We start from the raw sequence: 19,684 nt of genomic DNA, 5'->3' as shown, positions 1-19,684 counted from the left end.
TATGCACGCATACTATACACTGAAAGATTAAGCGCTTGTTTTTATTTTGATATGCTACGTATGAAGATTATTAATTTATGTAATTGTTCTTTTTATCAACTTCTGTGCTCAACTTATGTTGTGAGCTTGCATTCAAAGAATCGATATGATTGCGTGTAATAAGTGCATATGCAAAAAACAACCCATTACAAAGCATTAAAATAACAAATAAACATGGCAACCCTTCACCACAAATGAATGACCATATTTGACTTAAAAGACTTTTATTTTGTTTAACTTTATTCATTTCTTCTGTAAAATTTGAATTAGTAGACATTTTTCGAATTTTACATGACTAATCCTAAATAAAAAAGCCAGTTTTACAACTGGCTTCTTCTTTTCATCGGTTTTTAACGATTAAAATTCGTTTTTCCGACGATAATCATTCGCTACCAAACTTACGTTTTGGACGGTCATCACCGAAGCTACGCTTTGGACGATCTTCACCACCGAAACTACGCTTTGGACGATCTTCCCCGCCGAAGCTACGCTTTGGACGATCTTCACCGCCGAAACTACGCTTTGGACGATCTTCACCGCCAAAACTACGCTTTGGACGATCGCCGAAGCCACCTTCACGTTGCGCTGGACGATCACCAAAATCACGTTTTGGACGGTCGCCGAAGCCACCTTCACGACGCGGTTTATAATCTACACGATTACCACGGTTGTCATCATTCGAATCAAAACGCGGTTTATCATTGAAACCACCTTCACGGCGCGGGCGATCTGAGTTGAACTCACGACGTGGACGGTCTTCGAAACCACCTTCACGACGTGGGCGATCTGAATTGAACTCGCGACGTGGACGATCTTCACCGCCAAATGATGGACGTTCACCACGTGGTTTATCATCAAAATTACGACGTGGACGGTCTTCAAAACCACCTTCACGACGTGGGCGGTCAGAGTTAAACTCGCGACGTGGACGATCTTCACCACCGAATGATGGACGCTCACCACGTGGTTTATCATCGAAGCTACGACGTGGACGATCATCACCGCCTTCACGACGTTTGAAATTGCTCTCGCCTTCAAAACGACGACCACCACCAAAACCACCACGACCGCCATCACGGCCGCCACGACCACGACCACCGCCATCACGACCACGACCACCACCATCACGACCTGAACGAGCAGGAGGTGGAGATGGCTCTAAACCTTCGATTTCAGATACATTTAAACGTGCATCTAAGTAATCTTCTAAAGCACGGATTTTGCCACGCTCACGGTAAGTCGCTAAAGTAACAGCTTGACCTGTACGGCCCGCACGACCTGTACGACCAATACGGTGTACATAGTCTTCATTTTTCATTGGTAAACCGAAGTTGATTACGTGTGAGATTGTTGGTACGTCTAAACCACGCGCTGCAACATCAGTTGCAACCAAGATTTTTGCACGACCTTCACGAATACTACGTAAACGACGGTTACGAACGGTTTGTGGCATTGCACCATGCAATGCAACAACTGAGTGACCCGCTTCAGCTAATTCTTCAGCAAGCATATCTGTATCTTCTTGCGTGCTTGCAAAGACAACAGCTTGATCTACTGATTCATCAGATAACCAATGCGTAAGTAATTTTTTCTTGTGTTCGAAACCATCAGTCCAATGTAATGTTTGAGTTACATCAGTATTGGTGCTGTGACCAGTTTCAATTGCAATACGTTGTGGATCATTCATCATGCGTTCAGCAAGACGGATAATACGATCAGCAAATGTTGCAGAAAACATTAATGTTTGTTTACGATTTGCAGCTAATTCACCAATCGCCTCTAAGTCTTCAGAGAAGCCTAGATCAAGCATACGGTCAGCTTCATCAACAATTAATGATTCAACTTTATCAAGTTTAATTTGACGACGGTTTACAAGGTCAAGTAAACGACCTGGAGTCGCAACAACAACCTGAGCACCTTTAAGCTGTTGAATTTGCTTACCAAAAGGCATACCACCCATAATTGCAGCAATACGAACACCTTTCATGTGACGTACAAATGCAATCGCATCTTGGCTAACTTGTTGAGCCAATTCACGTGTAGGAGAAATAACCAAAATAGTTGGTTGTGTTACGGCTTTCATACGGTCTTTGAAAGAAACGAATGCTTCTTCACCAGCCAAAGAGTTTAAAGTAGGCAATAAGAATGCAGCAGTTTTACCTGAACCAGTTTGGCTCGAAACTAATAAATCTTTCCCTTCTAACGCAGCGGGAATCGCTTGTTCTTGCACAGGAGTTGGTGTGGTAAAACCTAAACCTTCAAGCGCTTGTTGTAAGGTTTCGTGTAAAGAAAATTCGGCAAAAGTTTTGCTCATAGAGAGTTTCACCCTAATGGGTGCTCCATTTTAATAAATTCAAAAAAAATAGACATCGGCAACAAGCGGCAAAGCGACTCAAGCTGAAAATAGATGAAGTTCAGCGGCGATCCGAATAACGACGATGTGGACTAAACGCACGCTTGATTACTGCTTCAACCTGAAGAATCGCTAAGCGATTTGGGCGCAAGATGTGGTCCTCTCGATGGACAGCGTGCGCTTTATGATGAATAGAACTGAATGTTCAGGTAATGAACTGGAATTTAAGTGCGTGGGCGGATTATAGCAGAATAATTTTAAAAGTCACCTTTTTTAATAGGTTTTTTCTATCCATTTCGATTATTCATTGATTTTATAAGAATTTAGCTTAAATATATTTATACACAAACAAAAATTTTAAAACCTCTATGCTACTAAAATTATTATTCATCTTATGGCTATTAGGATGCCTCAATATTATCTATTTTGGTTTTCAACTTAATCCATTCCTTATAAAGAGTGAACCAGAGTATATTTATCAATACCCCATAGGTGGTGTAATCCTAATTTCTTTATTTTTTTCTAGTTATTTTATCGTTACATATTTTCTAGAATCGACTGGCTTTGTTGCACAAAGATTTGAAATGCAAAGCGCCCCTAATTGATCCAAATTTAAGGCGTAACTTGGGTAAGTGGGCGACCTAATTCCGTAAATCTGTTAAGGACTGCTACACGTGCATGGATCTCATTCACCTGACTAGGAAAGCTTCTTGCCATTAATTTATCGCCTAATAATTTGATGCAATGCATCTTGGTTTCCACCAAACTGCGGCGATGATAGCCTGACCATTTTTTCCATAATGTCCTGCCTAAATGTTTAACTGTTCGAAGTAATTCATTTCGCTCTAGCGAGCTACTCTTTGTATCTTTCCATGGTTTCGCATTTTTTCTAGGTGGAATCACCGCATGCGCTTGCCGATCTGCAATGACCTGACGGCATTGCTTGGTGTCATAAGCTCCATCGGTATAAACAGAGTCAATCTGCTCATCTTGTGGAATCTGATTAAGTAAATCACCAAGCACCTGTGAATCACTGACATTATTGGTTGTGAGCTGAATAGCGCGTATTTGTAGGGTTTTGGCATCTATACCAATATGTAGTTTACGCCATTGGCGACGATATTCAGCTCCATGTTTCTTGCGTTTCCATTCGCCCTCACCTAGAAACTTCATGCCTGTAGAGTCTACGAGTAGATGCAGCCCATCGCTACTTTTTTGGTAGCTGATTGCAATATCAATATGCTTTTGTCTTCTACAAAGCGTACTGTAATCTGGTGCGGTCCAATTTAATCCGCAAAGTTTAATCAGACTTTGCACAAAGCCAGTGACCATACGTAAAGACAAACGGAATAGAGATTTAATCATTAAGCAGCATTGGATAGCTGCGTCGGAGTAGGTTTGATTTCGCCCTTGTTTGCCTTTTGATGGAGCATACCATTGCGTAGCAGGATCAAACCAAATGGCAATATTTCCGCGACTCATGAGTGCTCGGTTATATGCGGGCCAATTGGTTGTGCGGTAGATTTTGTGTGTAGGCTTCTTCATTTGAAAATTATATCGCTGAAAAAGCCTTTACAGATAGGTTTGTGCAACAAAGCCATTGCATATAGCAGTGCTATGCATGCACCACCTTTTATGTGGGCATATATGATGAATATATTTATATTATTCTTTTTTCATCTTGTTCTATGTGTTTCTATTATTAGGCATAAAAAAGAGTAGCAATCGCTACTCCTTTTCTAAAAATCCACAAATTATTTTGCAGCATCGCCCCAAGCAGGAACAACTGTTTGCATCAATGGTTTTAACATTTTCAATGAGCAAGCAAGTACTTGACCATTATCAAATGATTCATTACCACCACGAGCATCAACAACTACACCGCCCGCTTCTTTCACAATTAACTCACCCGCAGCAATATCCCACGGTTTTAAACCAAGCTCAAAGAAACCATCAAAACGACCTGCAGCGACATAAGCTAAATCCAAAGCAGCAGAGCCACCACGACGGATTTGCGCGCCTGATTTAGTTACAGCCAACAAAGAAGCGAAATGTTGTTCTGCATAAGAAACGATTTCACCATTACGTTTCGCACGATAAGGATGACCTACCGCAAGGAATGTGTTTTCTAAAGAGTCTTTAACATTGACACGGATACGGCGTTGGTTCATGACTGCACCACGACCACGACTTGCAGAGAATAATTCATCACGCACTGGATCATAGATCACACCGTGTTGAGTTACACCTTTATGTTGTACAGCAATAGAAATACAGAAATGAGGAACAGCGTGAATAAAGTTTTGTGTACCATCTAAAGGGTCAATCACCCAGCACCAATCTGCATCGTGACCTTTACCTTCTTGCATGCCAAACTCTTCACCAAGGAAGCTGTGGTTTTTATAGCTTTTACGAAGCGTATCTATTGTTAGCTGCTCGATATAACGGTCAACACGCGTTACTGGACCATCGATGCCTTTTTCTTCAACTTGTAAATCGAGTTTATGACGATTTTGATGCGCCTTTAAAAGCTCTTGACCAACTGTTTGAGCCGCACGCGCAGCCATAACCACCATAGGTTCCATTGAACACCCACTACAAATTTGAAGATTTTGACAAAGAATAATGCATAAAAGCGCCTACATTCTATCAAATATAAGCGCTTTTAGGGGAAAAATGTTGCGAAAAATTATTTCCGCTTTCACATCCTTCTATTTATGAGAACCAAGCTTGTTTAATTGAAGCTAAAATACCGTTGCTATCTAAACCACAGTCTTGCAGCATTTGCTGATGGGTTGCTTGATGTAAGAATTCATCGGGCAAACCTAAATTCAACATTGGTTTTAAAATTCGCGCATGTGCTAAAAATTCATTGACCGCACTGCCTGCTCCTGCCATCACTGCATGTTCTTCCACAGTAACAAAAAGCTGGGTGCTCTCTGCAAGCTCACGGATCATTTGTTCATCCAGTGGTTTCACGAAACGCATATTGACCACACGCACACCAATTGCATGTTTATTCGCACACTGTTCTGCGGCTTCAATTGATGCCGCAACTCGACTACCAAACGCCAAAATACTGATCTGCTGTTCAGCATCTACATTAAATTCTGCAACAATTTCAGCTTTACCAATTTCTAAAGCAGTCATCTGTTGTTGAATTTCAACACCTGTACCGACCCCACGTGGATAACGTACGGCAGTTGGTCCATTATAGTGATATGCCGTATGCAACATCTGACGACATTCATTTTCGTCTTTTGGCGCCATGATCACCATATTCGGCACTGTACGCATATAAGCATAGTCATATGCGCCTGCATGGGTCGGACCATCTTCACCGACCAAACCAGCACGATCAATACCAAAAGTCACATCTAAATTCTGGAGTGCGACATCATGGATTAACTGATCATAACCACGTTGTAAAAAGGTCGAATAGATTGCTACGACAGGTTTTAAACCTTCACACGCCATACCCGCTGCTAAAGTCACTGCATGTTGCTCGGCAATAGCCACATCGAAGAAACGTTCAGGATATTGTTTTGCAAACTGAACCATTCCTGAGCCTTCGCACATCGCTGGGGTGATTGCGAGTAAACGATCATCTTGCGCTGCTTCATCACATAACCATTGTCCAAACACGTCTGAGTATTTAGGCGGTGATTTTTTTGCAGATGCAGATGCTGTAGCTGCAATTTTAGTAATCGCATGATAGGTAATCGGGTCTGCTTCAGCAGGCGCAAATCCTTTACCCTTTTTGGTATAAATATGAACTAAACGAGGGCCATTACGTTTTTTAAGCGCATGAAAAACTTGCGCTAACTGTTCCACATCATGTCCATCAAATGGACCAAAGTAATCAAAACCAATCGCTTTAAATAAATTATCAGCAGCATTTGTTGCAGATTGGTGTAAGCGCGAATTGTAAGTCCATTTTGGATGTGGTTGAACATAAGCTTCGCCATGTTCATTGACATTGATAAACTGACCTGTTTCCCAAATCGCTGCTAAGTGTTTTGCAAAACCACCTGTGCTACATGAAATCGACATATCGTTATCATTTAAAACGACAATCAGATCAGCATCATGTGCAACTGCATCATTCATGGCTTCAAATGCCATACCTGCTGTCATTGCACCATCACCAACGATTGCAACGACATCGCATGGATCTTTTTGATAGCGACGTGCCAAAGCCATCCCCAAACCTGCTGAAATTGCAGTTGATGAATGCCCTACCCCAAAGGTATCAAACTCTGATTCATCACGCGCAGGGAAAGCCGCTAAACCATTTTTTGTACGAATTGTGGTAATTGTTTCACGGCGACCTGTTAATACTTTATGCGGATAGGCTTGATGACCGACATCCCAAACCAAGCGGTCTTGCGGCGTATCAAAACAATAGTGCAGCGCAACAGTCAGTTCGATGACTCCAAGATTTGCGCCAAAGTGGCCACCGCTTTGCCCTGCCGCATACAAAATATATTGACGCAACTCATCCGCCACTTGTGCGAGTTGGCTTTGCTCGAGCTGACGTAATTGTTGTGGATGATCAATTCCATCTAACAATGGCGTAACAGGACGTTGAGTTGGAATTTCGGTATACAACATAATGTGGCAAAGCCTTTTTAAGCCTGGCAAATCCGAAGCTGGGTTAAATGGGGGCAATCATACAATTAAATACGATCTACCTTCAATCAGCCACATGTGCGAATGATGTAGTGCTGAACATTCTCAAGCCAATCTTAAACAACTGACTTACAGATTATCCTGAATTATGTCACTGTTTATCAACCATTATTGTGTGCTTTCTATGAAAAAGAAAAACTTATGTGAAAAATCAGAAATTCCAATTCACTCAATCTTCACACATTAAGCTATACTTTGATAGTTTTTACTAACATAGCGAGCTCTCTGTGCCGATTGAATTTATTGCAACATCAAAGCTACCAACTGCTTTTGGTGACTTCAATATTTCTGTGTTTCAAGACCCTCAAACGGGCGAAGAACATGTGGCGCTTTCTAAAGGTTTAGAAACTCCCCCAACAGGACCTGTTTTAGTTCGTATTCATTCAGAATGCTTAACAGGTGATGCTTTCGCTTCATTAAAGTGTGACTGTGGTCCTCAATTACAAGCGACTCAACGTTTGATTAATGAAGCAGGTCAAGGTGTGATTTTGTATCTACGCCAAGAAGGTCGTGGGATTGGTTTAACGAATAAAATCCGCGCCTATGCTTTACAAGATCAAGGGCATGACACTGTTGATGCAAACCTGTTATTAAATCTTCCTGCGGATGCACGTCGTTATGATATGTGTAGCATTATGCTGGATCATCTACAAATTAAAGAAGTTAAGTTAATTACGAATAACCCGTTAAAACTTAAAGCCTTAACTGATTTAGACATCAATGTGGTTGAGCGTGTACCGTTAACAGTAGGTCGTAACCCATTTAATGAACAATATTTAAAGACCAAACGTGAGCGTATGGATCATCTTTATCAAAAAGATGACTTTTAATTCATTTTTAATGATGTTTAAAAATAAAGCATTTAAGGGATTTTTGATTAGAAAAATTAAAAATCCCTTATTTTTTTTATGGATTTATGTTTTGATATAAGCAATCTCTAGATCACTTTCAGAGGATCATCATGCAACATCCAACTTCAGTTGATATTCAACGTGTTCGTGAGTTTTTACTCGATCTACAAGCACGGATTTGTGCAGGACTAGAGCAACAGGAATGTGCAGGCGGTGGCACCGCTGAGTTTATCATTGATGATTGGCAACGAACCGAAGGTGGCGGTGGTCGCTCTCGTGTTCTGCAAAATGGTGAAGTGATTGAAAAAGGTGGGGTGATGTTTTCCCACATCAACATCAGTAAACTTCCTGCTTCTGCAACTGAACGGCATCCACAGATAGCAGGCGCAAAAGCACAAGCCTTGGGTGTATCACTGGTGATTCACCCAAAAAATCCCAATATCCCAACTTCACATGCCAATGTACGTTTATTTGTTGCCGAACCTGAGGGGCAAGACCCTGTTTGGTGGTTTGGCGGTGGATTTGATCTCACACCTTTTTATCCAGATGATCAAGATATTCAAAACTGGCATCAAACCGCTTATGATTTATGCCAACCATTCGGCGAACATGTTTATGCTGAACATAAACAATGGTGTGATGATTATTTCTACTTAAAACATCGTGATGAACAACGTGGTGTAGGTGGTTTATTCTTTGATGATTTGAACCAATGGAACTTCGAAACTTGCTTTAAATATATTCAAGCCGTTGGTAATGGTTATTTAGAAGCAATCTTGCCTATTTTTGAAAAGCATCGTGAACAGCCTTATACCGAAGCTCAGCGTGAATTCCAATTGTATCGTCGTGGTCGCTATGTTGAATATAATTTAGTCTACGACCGTGGTACGTTGTTTGGCCTACAAACGGGTGGTCGTATTGAGTCGATTTTAGTTAGCTTGCCTAATCTCGCGGGTTGGTCTTATCGCCCTGAATGGGATGCCGACTCAATAGAAAAACGCTTAACAGATTATTATCTAAAACCAAGAGATTGGTTGAGTTTAAATAAATAATTGACCGTAATTATTCAAAGCACCTGAATTTAGGTGCTTTTTTTGTACCTAAAGATTATCGTATATTGTGTCCTCATAAGCATTCAAATATGTTTAATAGCCTCTGTCCTCTCTTTCAACTTTGGATAAAAGTATGACCAAACAATTTGCTGTCATTGGGAATCCGATTGAACAATCTCGATCACCAGAACTCCATCATGCATTTGCAGCAAAAACGGGGGTCAATTTAGACTATAAAAAAATTCTTGCGCCCTTAGATGGTTTTGAAAGCACAGCAAAAGATTTTTTTGCTCATGATGGCGTTGGAATGAATGTAACTGTGCCGTTTAAAGAGCAGGCATTTGCTTTATGTGATCAACTTACTGAACGTGCCAAAATTGCTAAAGCTGTGAATACCTTGTGGATGCAAGATGGCAAACTGTTTGGAGATAATACCGATGGTCAGGGTTTAGTTGCCGCCATTCAAGCCCTAAATTGGAATTTAGAAAATAGTCGTATTTTAATTTTAGGTGCAGGTGGCGCAACTCGCGGTGTGATTTATCCTTTAGTACAAGCAGGCGCAAAACAGGTTATCATTGCCAATCGTACACTGACTCGTGCTGAACAATTGGTCTCAGATTTAAAAAATGCCGTGCCGCAGGCGCAACTCTCAGCGCTCAGCTTGGAACAACTTGCTGGTGAATTTGATTTTGTCATCAATGCCACTTCTGTCAGCTTAACTGGTGATACTTTACAACTCCCTGAATGCTTGGTTTTTCACCATGCTTATGAAATGGCTTATGGAAAACCTTCGAGCTTTTTGGATCAAGCCCAAGAGCGTCAAGTTCCATCAACAGATGGTTTTGGTATGTTGGTGGGCCAAGCGATTGAAGCCTTCTCTATTTGGAATGGGGTCAAACCTGAATTAAAAGATTTCTTATGACCCATCTATAAATATTAATTAGCAAAAAAGAACCTGCATTGCGCAGGTTCTTTTTGAATTAATTAACCATTATTTAGTGCTTAACATTTTCAAATAAACGTCTTTAAAGATTTCATAATCAATAAACTCATTATGCTCAATCTTTAATGATTTAATGCTCTTTTCGGACAACTTATTTTTACGAGCATCAACATATACTTGTCCCAAAATCGTTGCGGTTTGTGCCAATAATGGTTTTTCCTCACTTGAAACTCCATTATCACGCTCAAATTGAAGTTGATACTGTTGAGCAAATAGCTGCTGTGGTTGTTTATATTGAGCTTGTAGCTTTTTCCAAGCTTGACGATCTTTATCACCATGCATCGCATCATTTACAATACGATTAACAGCTTGTCCTAGCTTGTCATCAAACTGATCATCTTGCTCAAGATGATGTTTCTTCTGTAAGGTTTCAATGCTTTTTAGTGCTTTGCCTTCTGGGTTATACACATCTTCATCGCCATACCAATACGCATAAACCGCTGCAATTTCTTGTAATTCTTGACTTGTATAACGTTGTGCAATTTCTGCTTTATTTTCTATCAGCTTGGCAATAAATACAGCTTTAAATGTTTGCTCATAACTCTGTGTTGCATCATATCGCTGTTCAGCAATCACTTTCAATTGGTCATCTAATGATAGTGTATATGCTTCTGCTGAACGTTCTTGAACATTGGTTTGCCCTAACTTTTCAGAGAAACTACCAATCGCCTGCTCTAACATAGAGCCTTTACTTGCTTCAGCCCATGTTTTCGCTCGTTTCAATTGAGCCTGATCAATTGGCGTTGCTTGGCCATAATTGGAAATCAACATATCTGCTTTAAGATTAAAACGAGACTTCAGTTCAGGTAGTGCATAATTCAAATCATAATCAATTTTAACTGCTCGCCCTTGCGCATCTAAACCAATATCCATAGTAAATGGATTACGTTTGTCTTGAGGAGGCAATGCTTTTTCAATCTCAGCCTGATGCTTGATCCATAGCGCTTTAAATGCCTGATCATCAATAAATTGATTTTGATCATACACAGCAAATTCTTTTTCTAGGCTTTGTAATTTTTCAACATAAGATAGAAAACCTGATTCGGCTTTTTTCGCATTAAAAACATCAATATCGTAAATACTTTCACAATACTGTGCATCGCCATAAGCAGCCTGTTGAGCATTCAGAAGCGCTGTACATTGGGTCTCTGTCAAACCTTGTTCATCTTTTGAGGAAGAAGCTGCATCTGCGGCAGCATCAGCTGATTCTGAATCGTCAGTGACTATCCCAGCTTCTTTGGCAGCATCCATCGCTTGCTGCGCTGCATCGGATACCTTTGGATCAGCTTCATCTTCAACACCAAAGTGCTGATTCACTAAACGATATAATTGCTGACTGACGACACTGGCATCATCTGCGGAATCTTTATTCGCTAATATGGATGCCGCTGCATCAGGTTTGGTTTTGCTTGCAGCATTGGTTTCATCAGCAATCAGCTTTTCTAAATTTTGTTCTTTAATATTTAAAATGCTTTGCATTAAATATTTTTCATTCACTTTGCTGTACAAATTCGCTTGTAAAATTAATTCTTCAATCGATGTTTTTAAGCGAATTTTTTCGACTACTCCTAAATTTCGATCAGCAGCGGAGACAGACAATGCTTGAATGTTATTTTGATCAGCTAAACGGTAATAAACAGCACTTGAAGCTTTCACATACTCTGCAAATTTTTTGTAATCCACTTGCTTAAACATTGCCTGATATTTTGAAAAATCCAAATAAGCTAAATTATTTTGATTTTCTTTGTTCACCAAATACGGCATCAAAGCAAAATAATTGATATAAAACTTATAATTATTTAAATCTAGGACCATCGGCACTTTTGCTTGAACTAACAAGGTTGGTTTTTCATAACGTGCTGTCAGATTAAACGAACCCATTTTCTGACGATAATGCACAGAACCATCATATTCAAATTGCATATCATTCAATATATTGGTCATGATCTGAGCAAATTTATCAGCTTTAGAACCACCAGAACTTTTGGGCTGTTGTGCCAAGGCATTATAGAGTGCCTGCTTTTGTTTGCTGTTTAAATTAACCTTTTGTTCTTGTAAATATTGATCCACTTTTTGTTTGAGTGCTGCATCTAAAGTCGCCTTTTCTGATGAGGTGTTTGATTTATTTTGATCTAGGTCGACATGAACTTTGAATTTGCCACGATAATCGTAACTCGGATATTCATACATTGCATTGAGACTGTTAATTGCCTTTTGCTCTAAATTCTGAGAACCTGAATTGGTTTTAATGACATGCTGCGAACAAGCAGAAAGACCAAGACCCAACAAACATAATGTTAAATATTTTAAACGCATAGCTTTACCAAACACCCTTATATCGTTATATTTTCAACTATAAAATAGATCATTTTTCACATATAATATCTGCAAAGACTCTAACAGAAAAATGATTTTCTTACACATTACTATTTTCTAAAATTAGCTTTTCTGACATTTTTTTCCCTAGAGTTTATCAATGTATTTTTATCACCATTATGAATAATCAAAGTATCGAAACAGATAATCCAAAATGATTCAAATACAGGATTAAGATTATGCCAGCATATAAAGCCCCTCTCCGTGATATTCGTTTCTTAATGAACGAAATGTTAGATTATCCAGCACATTACCAAACTTTGACAAGTGGTCAAAATGCGGATGCTGAAACCGTTGATATGATTCTTGAAGGTGCGGCAGATTACTGTGAAAACGTACTTTCTCCACTGAACCAATCTGGTGATGAAGAAGGTTGTACTTTCAATAATGGCGAAGTAACAACGCCTAAAGGTTTTAAAGATGCTTACGACCAATTCGTAATGGGTGGTTGGCAAGGTCTTTCTTACCCAGAAGAGTTTGGTGGTCAAGGCTTACCAATGTCTTTGAACCTCATCAAATCTGAAATGATGGGTACGGCGAACTGGTCATTTACCATGTATCCAGGTTTAAGTACAGGTTGTATGAACACCATCATACAGTTCGGTACGGATGAGCAAAAAAATACTTATATGCCTAAATTGGTTGAAGGGACTTGGTCAGGCACAATGTGCTTAACTGAACCTCAATGTGGTACAGACTTAGGTCAAGTTAAAACTAAAGCTGAACCTGCTGCTGACGGTACTTATAAAATCTCTGGTACTAAAATCTTCATCTCTGCGGGTGAGCATGATTTAACAGACAATATCATTCATATCGTACTTGCGCGTCTTCCAGATGCACCTGCTGGTACTCGTGGTATTTCTTTATTTATCGTACCGAAATTCATCCCGACTGCTGACGGCGGTGTAGGTGAGCGTAACACGGTTTCTTGTGGTTCGATCGAACACAAAATGGGTATCCGTGCTTCAGCAACTGCTGTATTGAACTTTGACAATGCAACAGGTTACCTCATCGGTGAAGTAAACAAAGGTTTACATGCCATGTTTACGTTCATGAACACTGCTCGTATTGGTACAGCGGTTCAAGGTATTGCACATGCTGAACTTTCTTTCCAAGGTGCGTTACCTTATGCGAAAGATCGTATGTCGATGCGTGCCCTTTCTGGTAAGAAAGAGCCTGAGCGTGTAGCTGATGCAATTATTCACCATGCTGACGTTCGTCGTATGTTGTTAACTCAAAAAGCGGTTGCAGAAGGCGGTCGCGCAATGATCTATCATGCTGCAAAACTTGCAGACAAAATGACAGATGCATTAGTCAATGGTGATCAAGCTGCTTATGAAGCTGCTGATGACAAACTAGGTTTCTATACCCCGATTTTAAAAGGTTTCTTGACTGAATTAGGTTTGGAAGCTGCGAACCATGGTATGCAAGTATACGGTGGTCATGGTTTCATCAAAGAATGGGGCATGGAACAAATCGCACGTGATGCACGTATCTCAACATTGTATGAAGGTACAACGGGTATCCAAGCACTTGATTTATTAGGTCGTAAAGTTCTTTTAAGTTCAAAAGGTAAAATCGTTCGTGACTATACTGCTGAAATCTTAAAATTCTGTGCTACGCATGCGCGTAACAAGTATTTACGCCGTTTTGCTTGGGACTTAACTAAGCTTTGCGCTCAATGGAACACATTAACTGTTCGCATCATGCTTGCAGCTCGTAAAGACCGTGACATCGTATCTTCTGCTTCTAATGATTTCTTGATGTTCTCTGGTTATGTGATGATGGCTTATTTCTGGGCTCAACAAGCAGTGGTTGCTTCTGAGAAGCTAGAAGCTGGTAACGGCATTGAAACTCCAGAATTCTATAAAGCAAAAATCAAAGTTGCAGATTTCTACTTTGACCGTTTATTGCCACGTGCACAAGGTCATGCAGAATCAATGGTAACGACTTCACGTACTTTGACTTCACTTACTCCAGAACACTTCAGCTTCGATTACTAATTCAATCGGAACTGATCAATAAAAAGAGCGCTTAAAGCGCTCTTTTTTTTATTTTCAAACAGCAACGTCAAATGATGTCGCTGATTTATTGTGATTTTCCTATCCTCTCGATTATTCTAAAAAAATAAAACAGCTACACATCATATAGGCAAATAAAAATGACATTTAGGAAAGGCAATCTAAATTATGGCATCTATAAAAAGGCAGAAGATGGAACTTTTATCATTGGCACAACACTTCCAGTATTTGTCTTACTTGAAATATATGATCCTGACGAAGCAGGGTGTTCATATTCTTTAGAAGCACTGTCTATTTATCAGGATGGTACAATCAGATGTGGTTATCAGCACTTTAACCTGCAACAACTTAGGCAAGAGATTCAAGAGGGAAAAATTACTGTTCAAATCGCTGAAAGTTCTAAACTTGAGATAGAAAGCCTCGGTGAATTTGGAATTTATCCCTCTCTTTCATACTATAAAAACAATGATGATTTAATAAAGGAAGTTATAGATATTATTGATGAACTCAATGATCGTCCAGATTCAAGCGCACGTTGTCAAATTGCTTGGGAAAACTATTTAACCCACCCTTGTGCAGAAAATATTGAATGTTTAAGAATCGCTTATGAAGCCATACCCACACACCATCGTAAATATGTTTTAGGGGATATGGATCAACATGACATACCCATCCGCAAAGTAATTTATCAAGAACCCTTGCCCTTAAGATATTCAATCGTTCAACCTAAATTCCAGCCAGCAATTCAACAGTTCAGTAAAGAGATTTTTGATACATCCACACCGTTGGAAAAATTTTATAAAGAATTAAAAAATTTGGCGGGCAATCACAACATCAGACCTTTTGTTTGTAATGGCAATCCACTAGAAACTGACATTTTAATTATTGGTTTTAATCCAGCGACTCAAGCAGATGACTTTTGGAAATATTTTGCTCCAGCTACAGGCTTCAATAAAAATGACTGGTTACAAGCCTATCAACAAGACCGTATAGATGCTGGCAAACCTGCACTCAGCAATACTCGCCGAGTCATCGAATGGATCAATGATGCATTATTCAGTATTCATCCAAATCTAGTTGTCATGGAAACAAATATTTATGCCCTGCCCACGCGCAAAAAAACCGATCTGACACAATCTGATCAAGACACCTTTATTTTTGATTTCCTGATTCAACATCTTCAACCCAAAGTAATGATTACACATGGTGTAGATGCTGAACGACATATAAAATCCATTAATTTGAACACACCCGTTTTAGCACAGAAACATTTTGCTATTGGTTGGTCCAGGAACAAGGCTCAACAATTGGCTCAAGAAATCCTAACCTTTTTATAATCTTGGAATTCTATTAGATACTTTAATCTTGGGTTTTATAAAAATAAAGTACCTAATGAAACTCATGAGGTACTTTTTTATTGTTCGTTTATTTAAAGATAAATTAAAAAATCATTCCGCCTTTTCAAAAACATAGGCTTTCTTGGGAAATGGATATTCCTTAAAGAACTTGCGGTTGCGGCCCTGATCCCCATTCCAGATTTTATCCAGATCCATCACAAGATTCTGGTCCTGATTAATTTGATAATACAAATTTACATTAGCCACATCACAACGGACAATAATTTCCTTCCCTGCCTCATGAACATGCCATTGCACCTGCTTACAGGTTTGCTCTATTTTGGTCATATTGCGCGATGGATCTGAACCCAAACGCCCGAAACTGGTATTGGTCCAATAGACCGAACCATCTTCTAACAAAGTTAAGATATATTCCGCTTCTTTTTCATCTTTGACACAACCAGCAAATGTATCAGTACAAGGAATACGCGCATGATAGCGCCCAACATATTGCATATCTTGTTGAGTCGGTTGCGTCATATGTTTAGAAGCAACATGAGGAACTGTTGCTTGTCCAGCAACCTCAGTCAGTGAGATTCCTTCACTTGCATTTGTTCGTGTTTGCTCAGCATCTAACATGACAGGAATAGAACTTTCATCAGTAGTTGGCTGCGCTTGGTTTGAGGTTTTCATTGAATCCGGATGATAGCTATCACAAGCACTCAACCCTAAACTCAATAAAAATCCTACACTAACATGCTGTAACAAGAACCTGAACTGCATATCCACAAATCTCTAATATCAACATCATTGTCACACTTTTTTCAAAAACATACGATGGTTCTGCAAAATATAGGAAGCATTTGAATATTCGTCTATTCCCCAAAATGGGTAATTATGGCGAACGTAACTTGATGAAATAGCAAATTAACAAAGCAGTATGCTTTAAGTCGGTGCATTTTAGGCGATACTGTCGTTTTTTCCATCAGCCTTTTACACACCGTAACGATTCTTCCATCTGTTTAAACTTTAAAAAAAACAGTTCATCCCTATCTCATTATTAACAGCGATTTATCATGAATGAAGCCTCATTCTGTTGCTGTATCAAATATTTTAGGAGAAAAATTAAATGGCCAATTCTGGTTTATATCGCTCAAACCGACAAAGCATGATCGCTGGTGTAATGGGCGGTATTGCGGAACGTTTTGGTTGGAATGCAAATTTATTACGCTTGATCTTTGTCGTGATTTCACTCATGAGCGCAGCTTTCCCTGGTATTTTGGTTTACCTGATTTTGTGGTTAGTGATTCCAAAACAACAGCAAAGTCGCGTTGATTATGTACAAGGCTATAATCAGCCCGTAAAAACCGTTTATGAAGACCAAAGCATAAAACGTTAATTTATTTACCTCTTTTGGTCGCTACGGTTGAATTTCCCCCTAATACAACCGTAGCTTTTTTTTATTCTGATTGAAGCTTTTGACGACTGAGTTGTTGTTGAAGCGCAGCAATCATATCCGCACGACTAATGATCCCAATCAAACATTGATTTTCAACTACAGGGATATAGTTAAATGACTTCTCCACAAAATAAGGGATTAAATCCTGAATGGGTTGGGAGGGATCAACGATGACAACACGGTGACTCATAATTTGTCGGACATAGTGTTGCCAAGAATTTCTTGGATCAGTTGCACTTTTAAACCATTCCACCACTTCATACAAAGCCAATGTCCCCACCAAATGATTCTCGTTATTCACCACAGGCAAACTCATCAGATTCACTGCTTTAAATTTATCCAAAGCCTGATGAATATCATCATCTTCATGCAGTTTCATCACATCTCGGCTCATAATGTCTTGGCAAACAAATAAGTTCGTCAAACGTTCATTGGCTCGTTCTTGTGCTTCTAAAATAATTTTTTCCAAATCATATTGGCTAATGTCTAATAGCTCAGTGTGATGCGCCAAAGCATATCTAATATCTTTCGGTTGAATCGACACTTTTTGGGTTGGTGTAGGGTCTTTAGAGCGTTCATTAATATGCGCTGTTATTGGATAATGTCGACCAATCAACCGATTAAAAAAGACAGCAATCAATAATAATAAAATCGAATTGAGTAACACAGGATATAAAATAAAGTGAAAACCTAAACGATGTACAGCATCCCCACCTAATACCGCTGTAATCGCCACTGCGCCGCTTGGAGGATGCAATGAATCAGTGGTCATCATCATAAAAATGGCTAACCCAACTGCGACACTAAAAGCAGAGGTTAAATCAGGTAATAACTGTGTACATGTCACACCAATTAAACCTGCCAATATGTTGCCAACCACAACATTCCACGGTTGCGCTAAAGGACTATTCGGAACTGCAAAAAGCAGTACAGAAGAGGCACCCATAGGAGCAATATACCAAGCATTCATACCATCCAATACATACCAACTAATTAAAGAGGATATTGCTAAACCACAAAGCGCACCAAATCCTGAAAGTAAACGTTCTTTCAAAGGTAATACTTTGTAATTCGGTTTTAAGAAATTTAACCAGTCTGATTGGGTTAAGCTCACAATGCACCTTGCTGGAATCGTCTTGTTCTCATTGGGTGCAGTAGTATACTGTCATCTTAAAGTAAAGATGTATTTAAATTATAGTTTTAATGTATGCTCAAATCTGCTGAACACAAATCATATCAATTGAGATATTCTCGTAGTTGCTCCAAGCGCTCTGCGTATCTTTGCATAGGGCAAAATTGATACATCGGTGAACCGATATAAGCACCTGCATTACGACATTCCTGATCGACAAAATTTTTCCAAAGTTGTTGTGATTTCATGATGTCCTGATAGCGTTCAGGTTGCTTGTATTCCTGACTCTGTTTTTTTATTTGATCCAATAACTGCACAATCTGCTTTGCATATAAAGTTTTGGTTCTGGTGCTACAGATCTCCACCACAGCATTATTAATATTCCCCAGTTTTAGCTGTTGAATGGTGTCATTGACACATTGGCTATAAGGATCTATCGCTTTATTTTGCGTTTTGGCAAATACCGAAGTACTCAAACAAGCCATGATCAGTACTGCTGTTTTTAAAACTAATTTAGTCATGAACGTGCTCTTTTGTTATGTTGGTATTTTTAAAATAATAATTAAAAAATGCCTTAAACATATTTTTCATTGAGATAACGCCAATAACGTTTAGGTAAATATTGCACATGCAATTTTACATTCTGACGTTCTTTAATATTGATACTATTGAAATAATCTTTCCAAAGCTGATCGTATAATTCTTCTTGTCCATCTAATTCTAATTGGAAGTTTTGACTCGCACCATTTTCGATATTACGGTCAATCTGATTGGCTTCTAAAGAAACCTCATGAATGTCTTTCAAATCATAATACAGACCATATTTGCGTTGTTCGTCATAAATCAACCAACGTTGATCTTGATAACGACGCTTAAAATGCGGCTGTATCAAAGGCAAGACATTAAAATCGGGTCGAACTAAACTTAAAAATAAACCATCTGTGGTTTTCTTAAACCGCACAAAAGCTTCCATACGATGCTTTTCGCGCCCCACCTTTTTCGTCCATTGCGAAATCGCTAAAACACTGGGATGAGAGTAATTTTTTTCAACTGAATGTTGATGCCGAAAAATATAGATACAGTAATTAAATAAATGCTGATAGGCATCCAAAGATTCTGACAAATAAGCAAAATAAAATTGTCTCAAAGATGAATGCGAAAGTTTTTGCTGTAAAGCTGACCAAACACGACTTGCATGTTGCTCATGATTTGGAATCTCAACCACCGTAGCAAATAAGCCATGCTGCGCGCCTTGGTTTAAACAGAGTTGAACGTGAAACTCTTTAAATTGAAAAGCACGAAATACACAGTTGAGCAAACCCACCATTGAACCATCAAAGTAATAATAAACCACAGCATCACTGAACAT

15 protein-coding genes are annotated in these 19,684 nt (G+C 39.2%); 6 read left to right on the top strand and 9 right to left on the bottom strand.

Annotation, left to right across the window (positions count from 1 at the left end; translation table 11 throughout):
* Positions 1–421: 421 nt before the first annotated feature.
* The 4 genes from O1450_RS01865 to dxs all read right to left on the bottom strand — a co-directional run bounded on the left by O1450_RS01865 (position 422) and on the right by dxs (position 7,006).
* Entirely contained in the window at positions 422–2,353 is a 1,932-nt protein-coding gene (locus O1450_RS01865; protein ID WP_269229504.1) for a DEAD/DEAH box helicase, read from the bottom strand.
* Between the two features lie 651 nt (positions 2,354–3,004).
* The gene (locus O1450_RS01860; RefSeq protein WP_099475569.1) at positions 3,005–3,937 is read right to left on the bottom strand and encodes an IS5-like element IS17 family transposase; all 933 of its coding nucleotides are present in this window, start codon (positions 3,935–3,937) and stop codon (positions 3,005–3,007) included.
* Between the two features lie 209 nt (positions 3,938–4,146).
* Positions 4,147–4,977: an inositol monophosphatase family protein gene (locus tag O1450_RS01855; RefSeq protein WP_269229503.1), complete on the bottom strand. Its 831-nt coding sequence runs from the start codon at positions 4,975–4,977 to the stop codon at positions 4,147–4,149.
* A gap of 130 nt (positions 4,978–5,107) precedes the next feature.
* Complete coding sequence (gene dxs, locus O1450_RS01850) at positions 5,108–7,006, bottom strand: 1-deoxy-D-xylulose-5-phosphate synthase (protein ID WP_269229502.1); 1,899 nt, start codon at positions 7,004–7,006, stop codon at positions 5,108–5,110.
* Positions 7,007–7,311: 305 nt separating this feature from the next.
* Here dxs and ribA point away from each other — a divergent pair, with 305 nt between their 5' ends.
* From ribA to aroE, 3 genes are all read left to right on the top strand, one after another.
* On the top strand, positions 7,312–7,914 hold the full coding sequence (gene ribA, locus O1450_RS01845) for a GTP cyclohydrolase II (RefSeq protein WP_004660293.1): 603 nt from the start codon (positions 7,312–7,314) through the stop codon (positions 7,912–7,914).
* A 131-nt stretch (positions 7,915–8,045) separates the two neighbouring features.
* Positions 8,046–8,987 (top strand): oxygen-dependent coproporphyrinogen oxidase, encoded by a 942-nt coding sequence (gene hemF, locus O1450_RS01840; protein ID WP_269229501.1) that lies wholly within the window; start codon positions 8,046–8,048, stop codon positions 8,985–8,987.
* Between the two features lie 133 nt (positions 8,988–9,120).
* Positions 9,121–9,909, top strand: coding sequence for a shikimate dehydrogenase (gene aroE / locus O1450_RS01835; protein WP_269229500.1), 789 nt, complete (start codon positions 9,121–9,123; stop codon positions 9,907–9,909).
* Between the two features lie 69 nt (positions 9,910–9,978).
* Here the strand turns inward: aroE and O1450_RS01830 are convergent, their stop codons facing one another.
* Positions 9,979–12,306, bottom strand: coding sequence for a hypothetical protein (locus O1450_RS01830; protein ID WP_269229499.1), 2,328 nt, complete (start codon positions 12,304–12,306; stop codon positions 9,979–9,981).
* Positions 12,307–12,545: 239 nt separating this feature from the next.
* Here O1450_RS01830 and O1450_RS01825 point away from each other — a divergent pair, with 239 nt between their 5' ends.
* Positions 12,546–14,369, top strand: coding sequence for an acyl-CoA dehydrogenase C-terminal domain-containing protein (locus O1450_RS01825; RefSeq protein ID WP_269229498.1), 1,824 nt, complete (start codon positions 12,546–12,548; stop codon positions 14,367–14,369).
* A gap of 158 nt (positions 14,370–14,527) precedes the next feature.
* On the top strand, positions 14,528–15,724 hold the full coding sequence (locus O1450_RS01820; RefSeq protein WP_269229497.1) for a DUF7639 domain-containing protein: 1,197 nt from the start codon (positions 14,528–14,530) through the stop codon (positions 15,722–15,724).
* Between the two features lie 111 nt (positions 15,725–15,835).
* On the opposite strand, the gene O1450_RS01815 is transcribed toward O1450_RS01820, so the two are convergent.
* Positions 15,836–16,507 carry a hypothetical protein gene (locus O1450_RS01815; RefSeq protein ID WP_269229496.1) on the bottom strand — a complete coding sequence of 224 codons (672 nt, stop codon included), beginning with the start codon at positions 16,505–16,507 and terminating at the stop codon, positions 15,836–15,838.
* 346 nt (positions 16,508–16,853) lie between these two features.
* On the opposite strand from O1450_RS01815, the gene O1450_RS01810 reads away from it, so the two are divergent.
* Positions 16,854–17,123, top strand: coding sequence for a PspC domain-containing protein (locus O1450_RS01810; protein WP_004660281.1), 270 nt, complete (start codon positions 16,854–16,856; stop codon positions 17,121–17,123).
* A 61-nt stretch (positions 17,124–17,184) separates the two neighbouring features.
* On the opposite strand, the gene O1450_RS01805 is transcribed toward O1450_RS01810, so the two are convergent.
* From O1450_RS01805 to O1450_RS01795, 3 genes are all read right to left on the bottom strand, one after another.
* Positions 17,185–18,297 (bottom strand): HPP family protein, encoded by a 1,113-nt coding sequence (locus O1450_RS01805; protein ID WP_269229495.1) that lies wholly within the window; start codon positions 18,295–18,297, stop codon positions 17,185–17,187.
* 122 nt (positions 18,298–18,419) lie between these two features.
* Positions 18,420–18,836 (bottom strand): lysozyme inhibitor LprI family protein, encoded by a 417-nt coding sequence (locus O1450_RS01800; protein ID WP_269229494.1) that lies wholly within the window; start codon positions 18,834–18,836, stop codon positions 18,420–18,422.
* A gap of 53 nt (positions 18,837–18,889) precedes the next feature.
* Positions 18,890–19,684, bottom strand: coding sequence for a TIGR03915 family putative DNA repair protein (locus tag O1450_RS01795; protein WP_269229493.1), 795 nt, complete (start codon positions 19,682–19,684; stop codon positions 18,890–18,892).

It is taken from the genome of Acinetobacter sp. TR11 (assembly GCF_027105035.1).
Taxonomy (GTDB): Bacteria; Pseudomonadota; Gammaproteobacteria; order Pseudomonadales; family Moraxellaceae; genus Acinetobacter.
The sequence above is the reverse complement of the archived record's forward strand: the minus strand, read 5'-3'. Positions and strand labels throughout refer to the sequence as shown.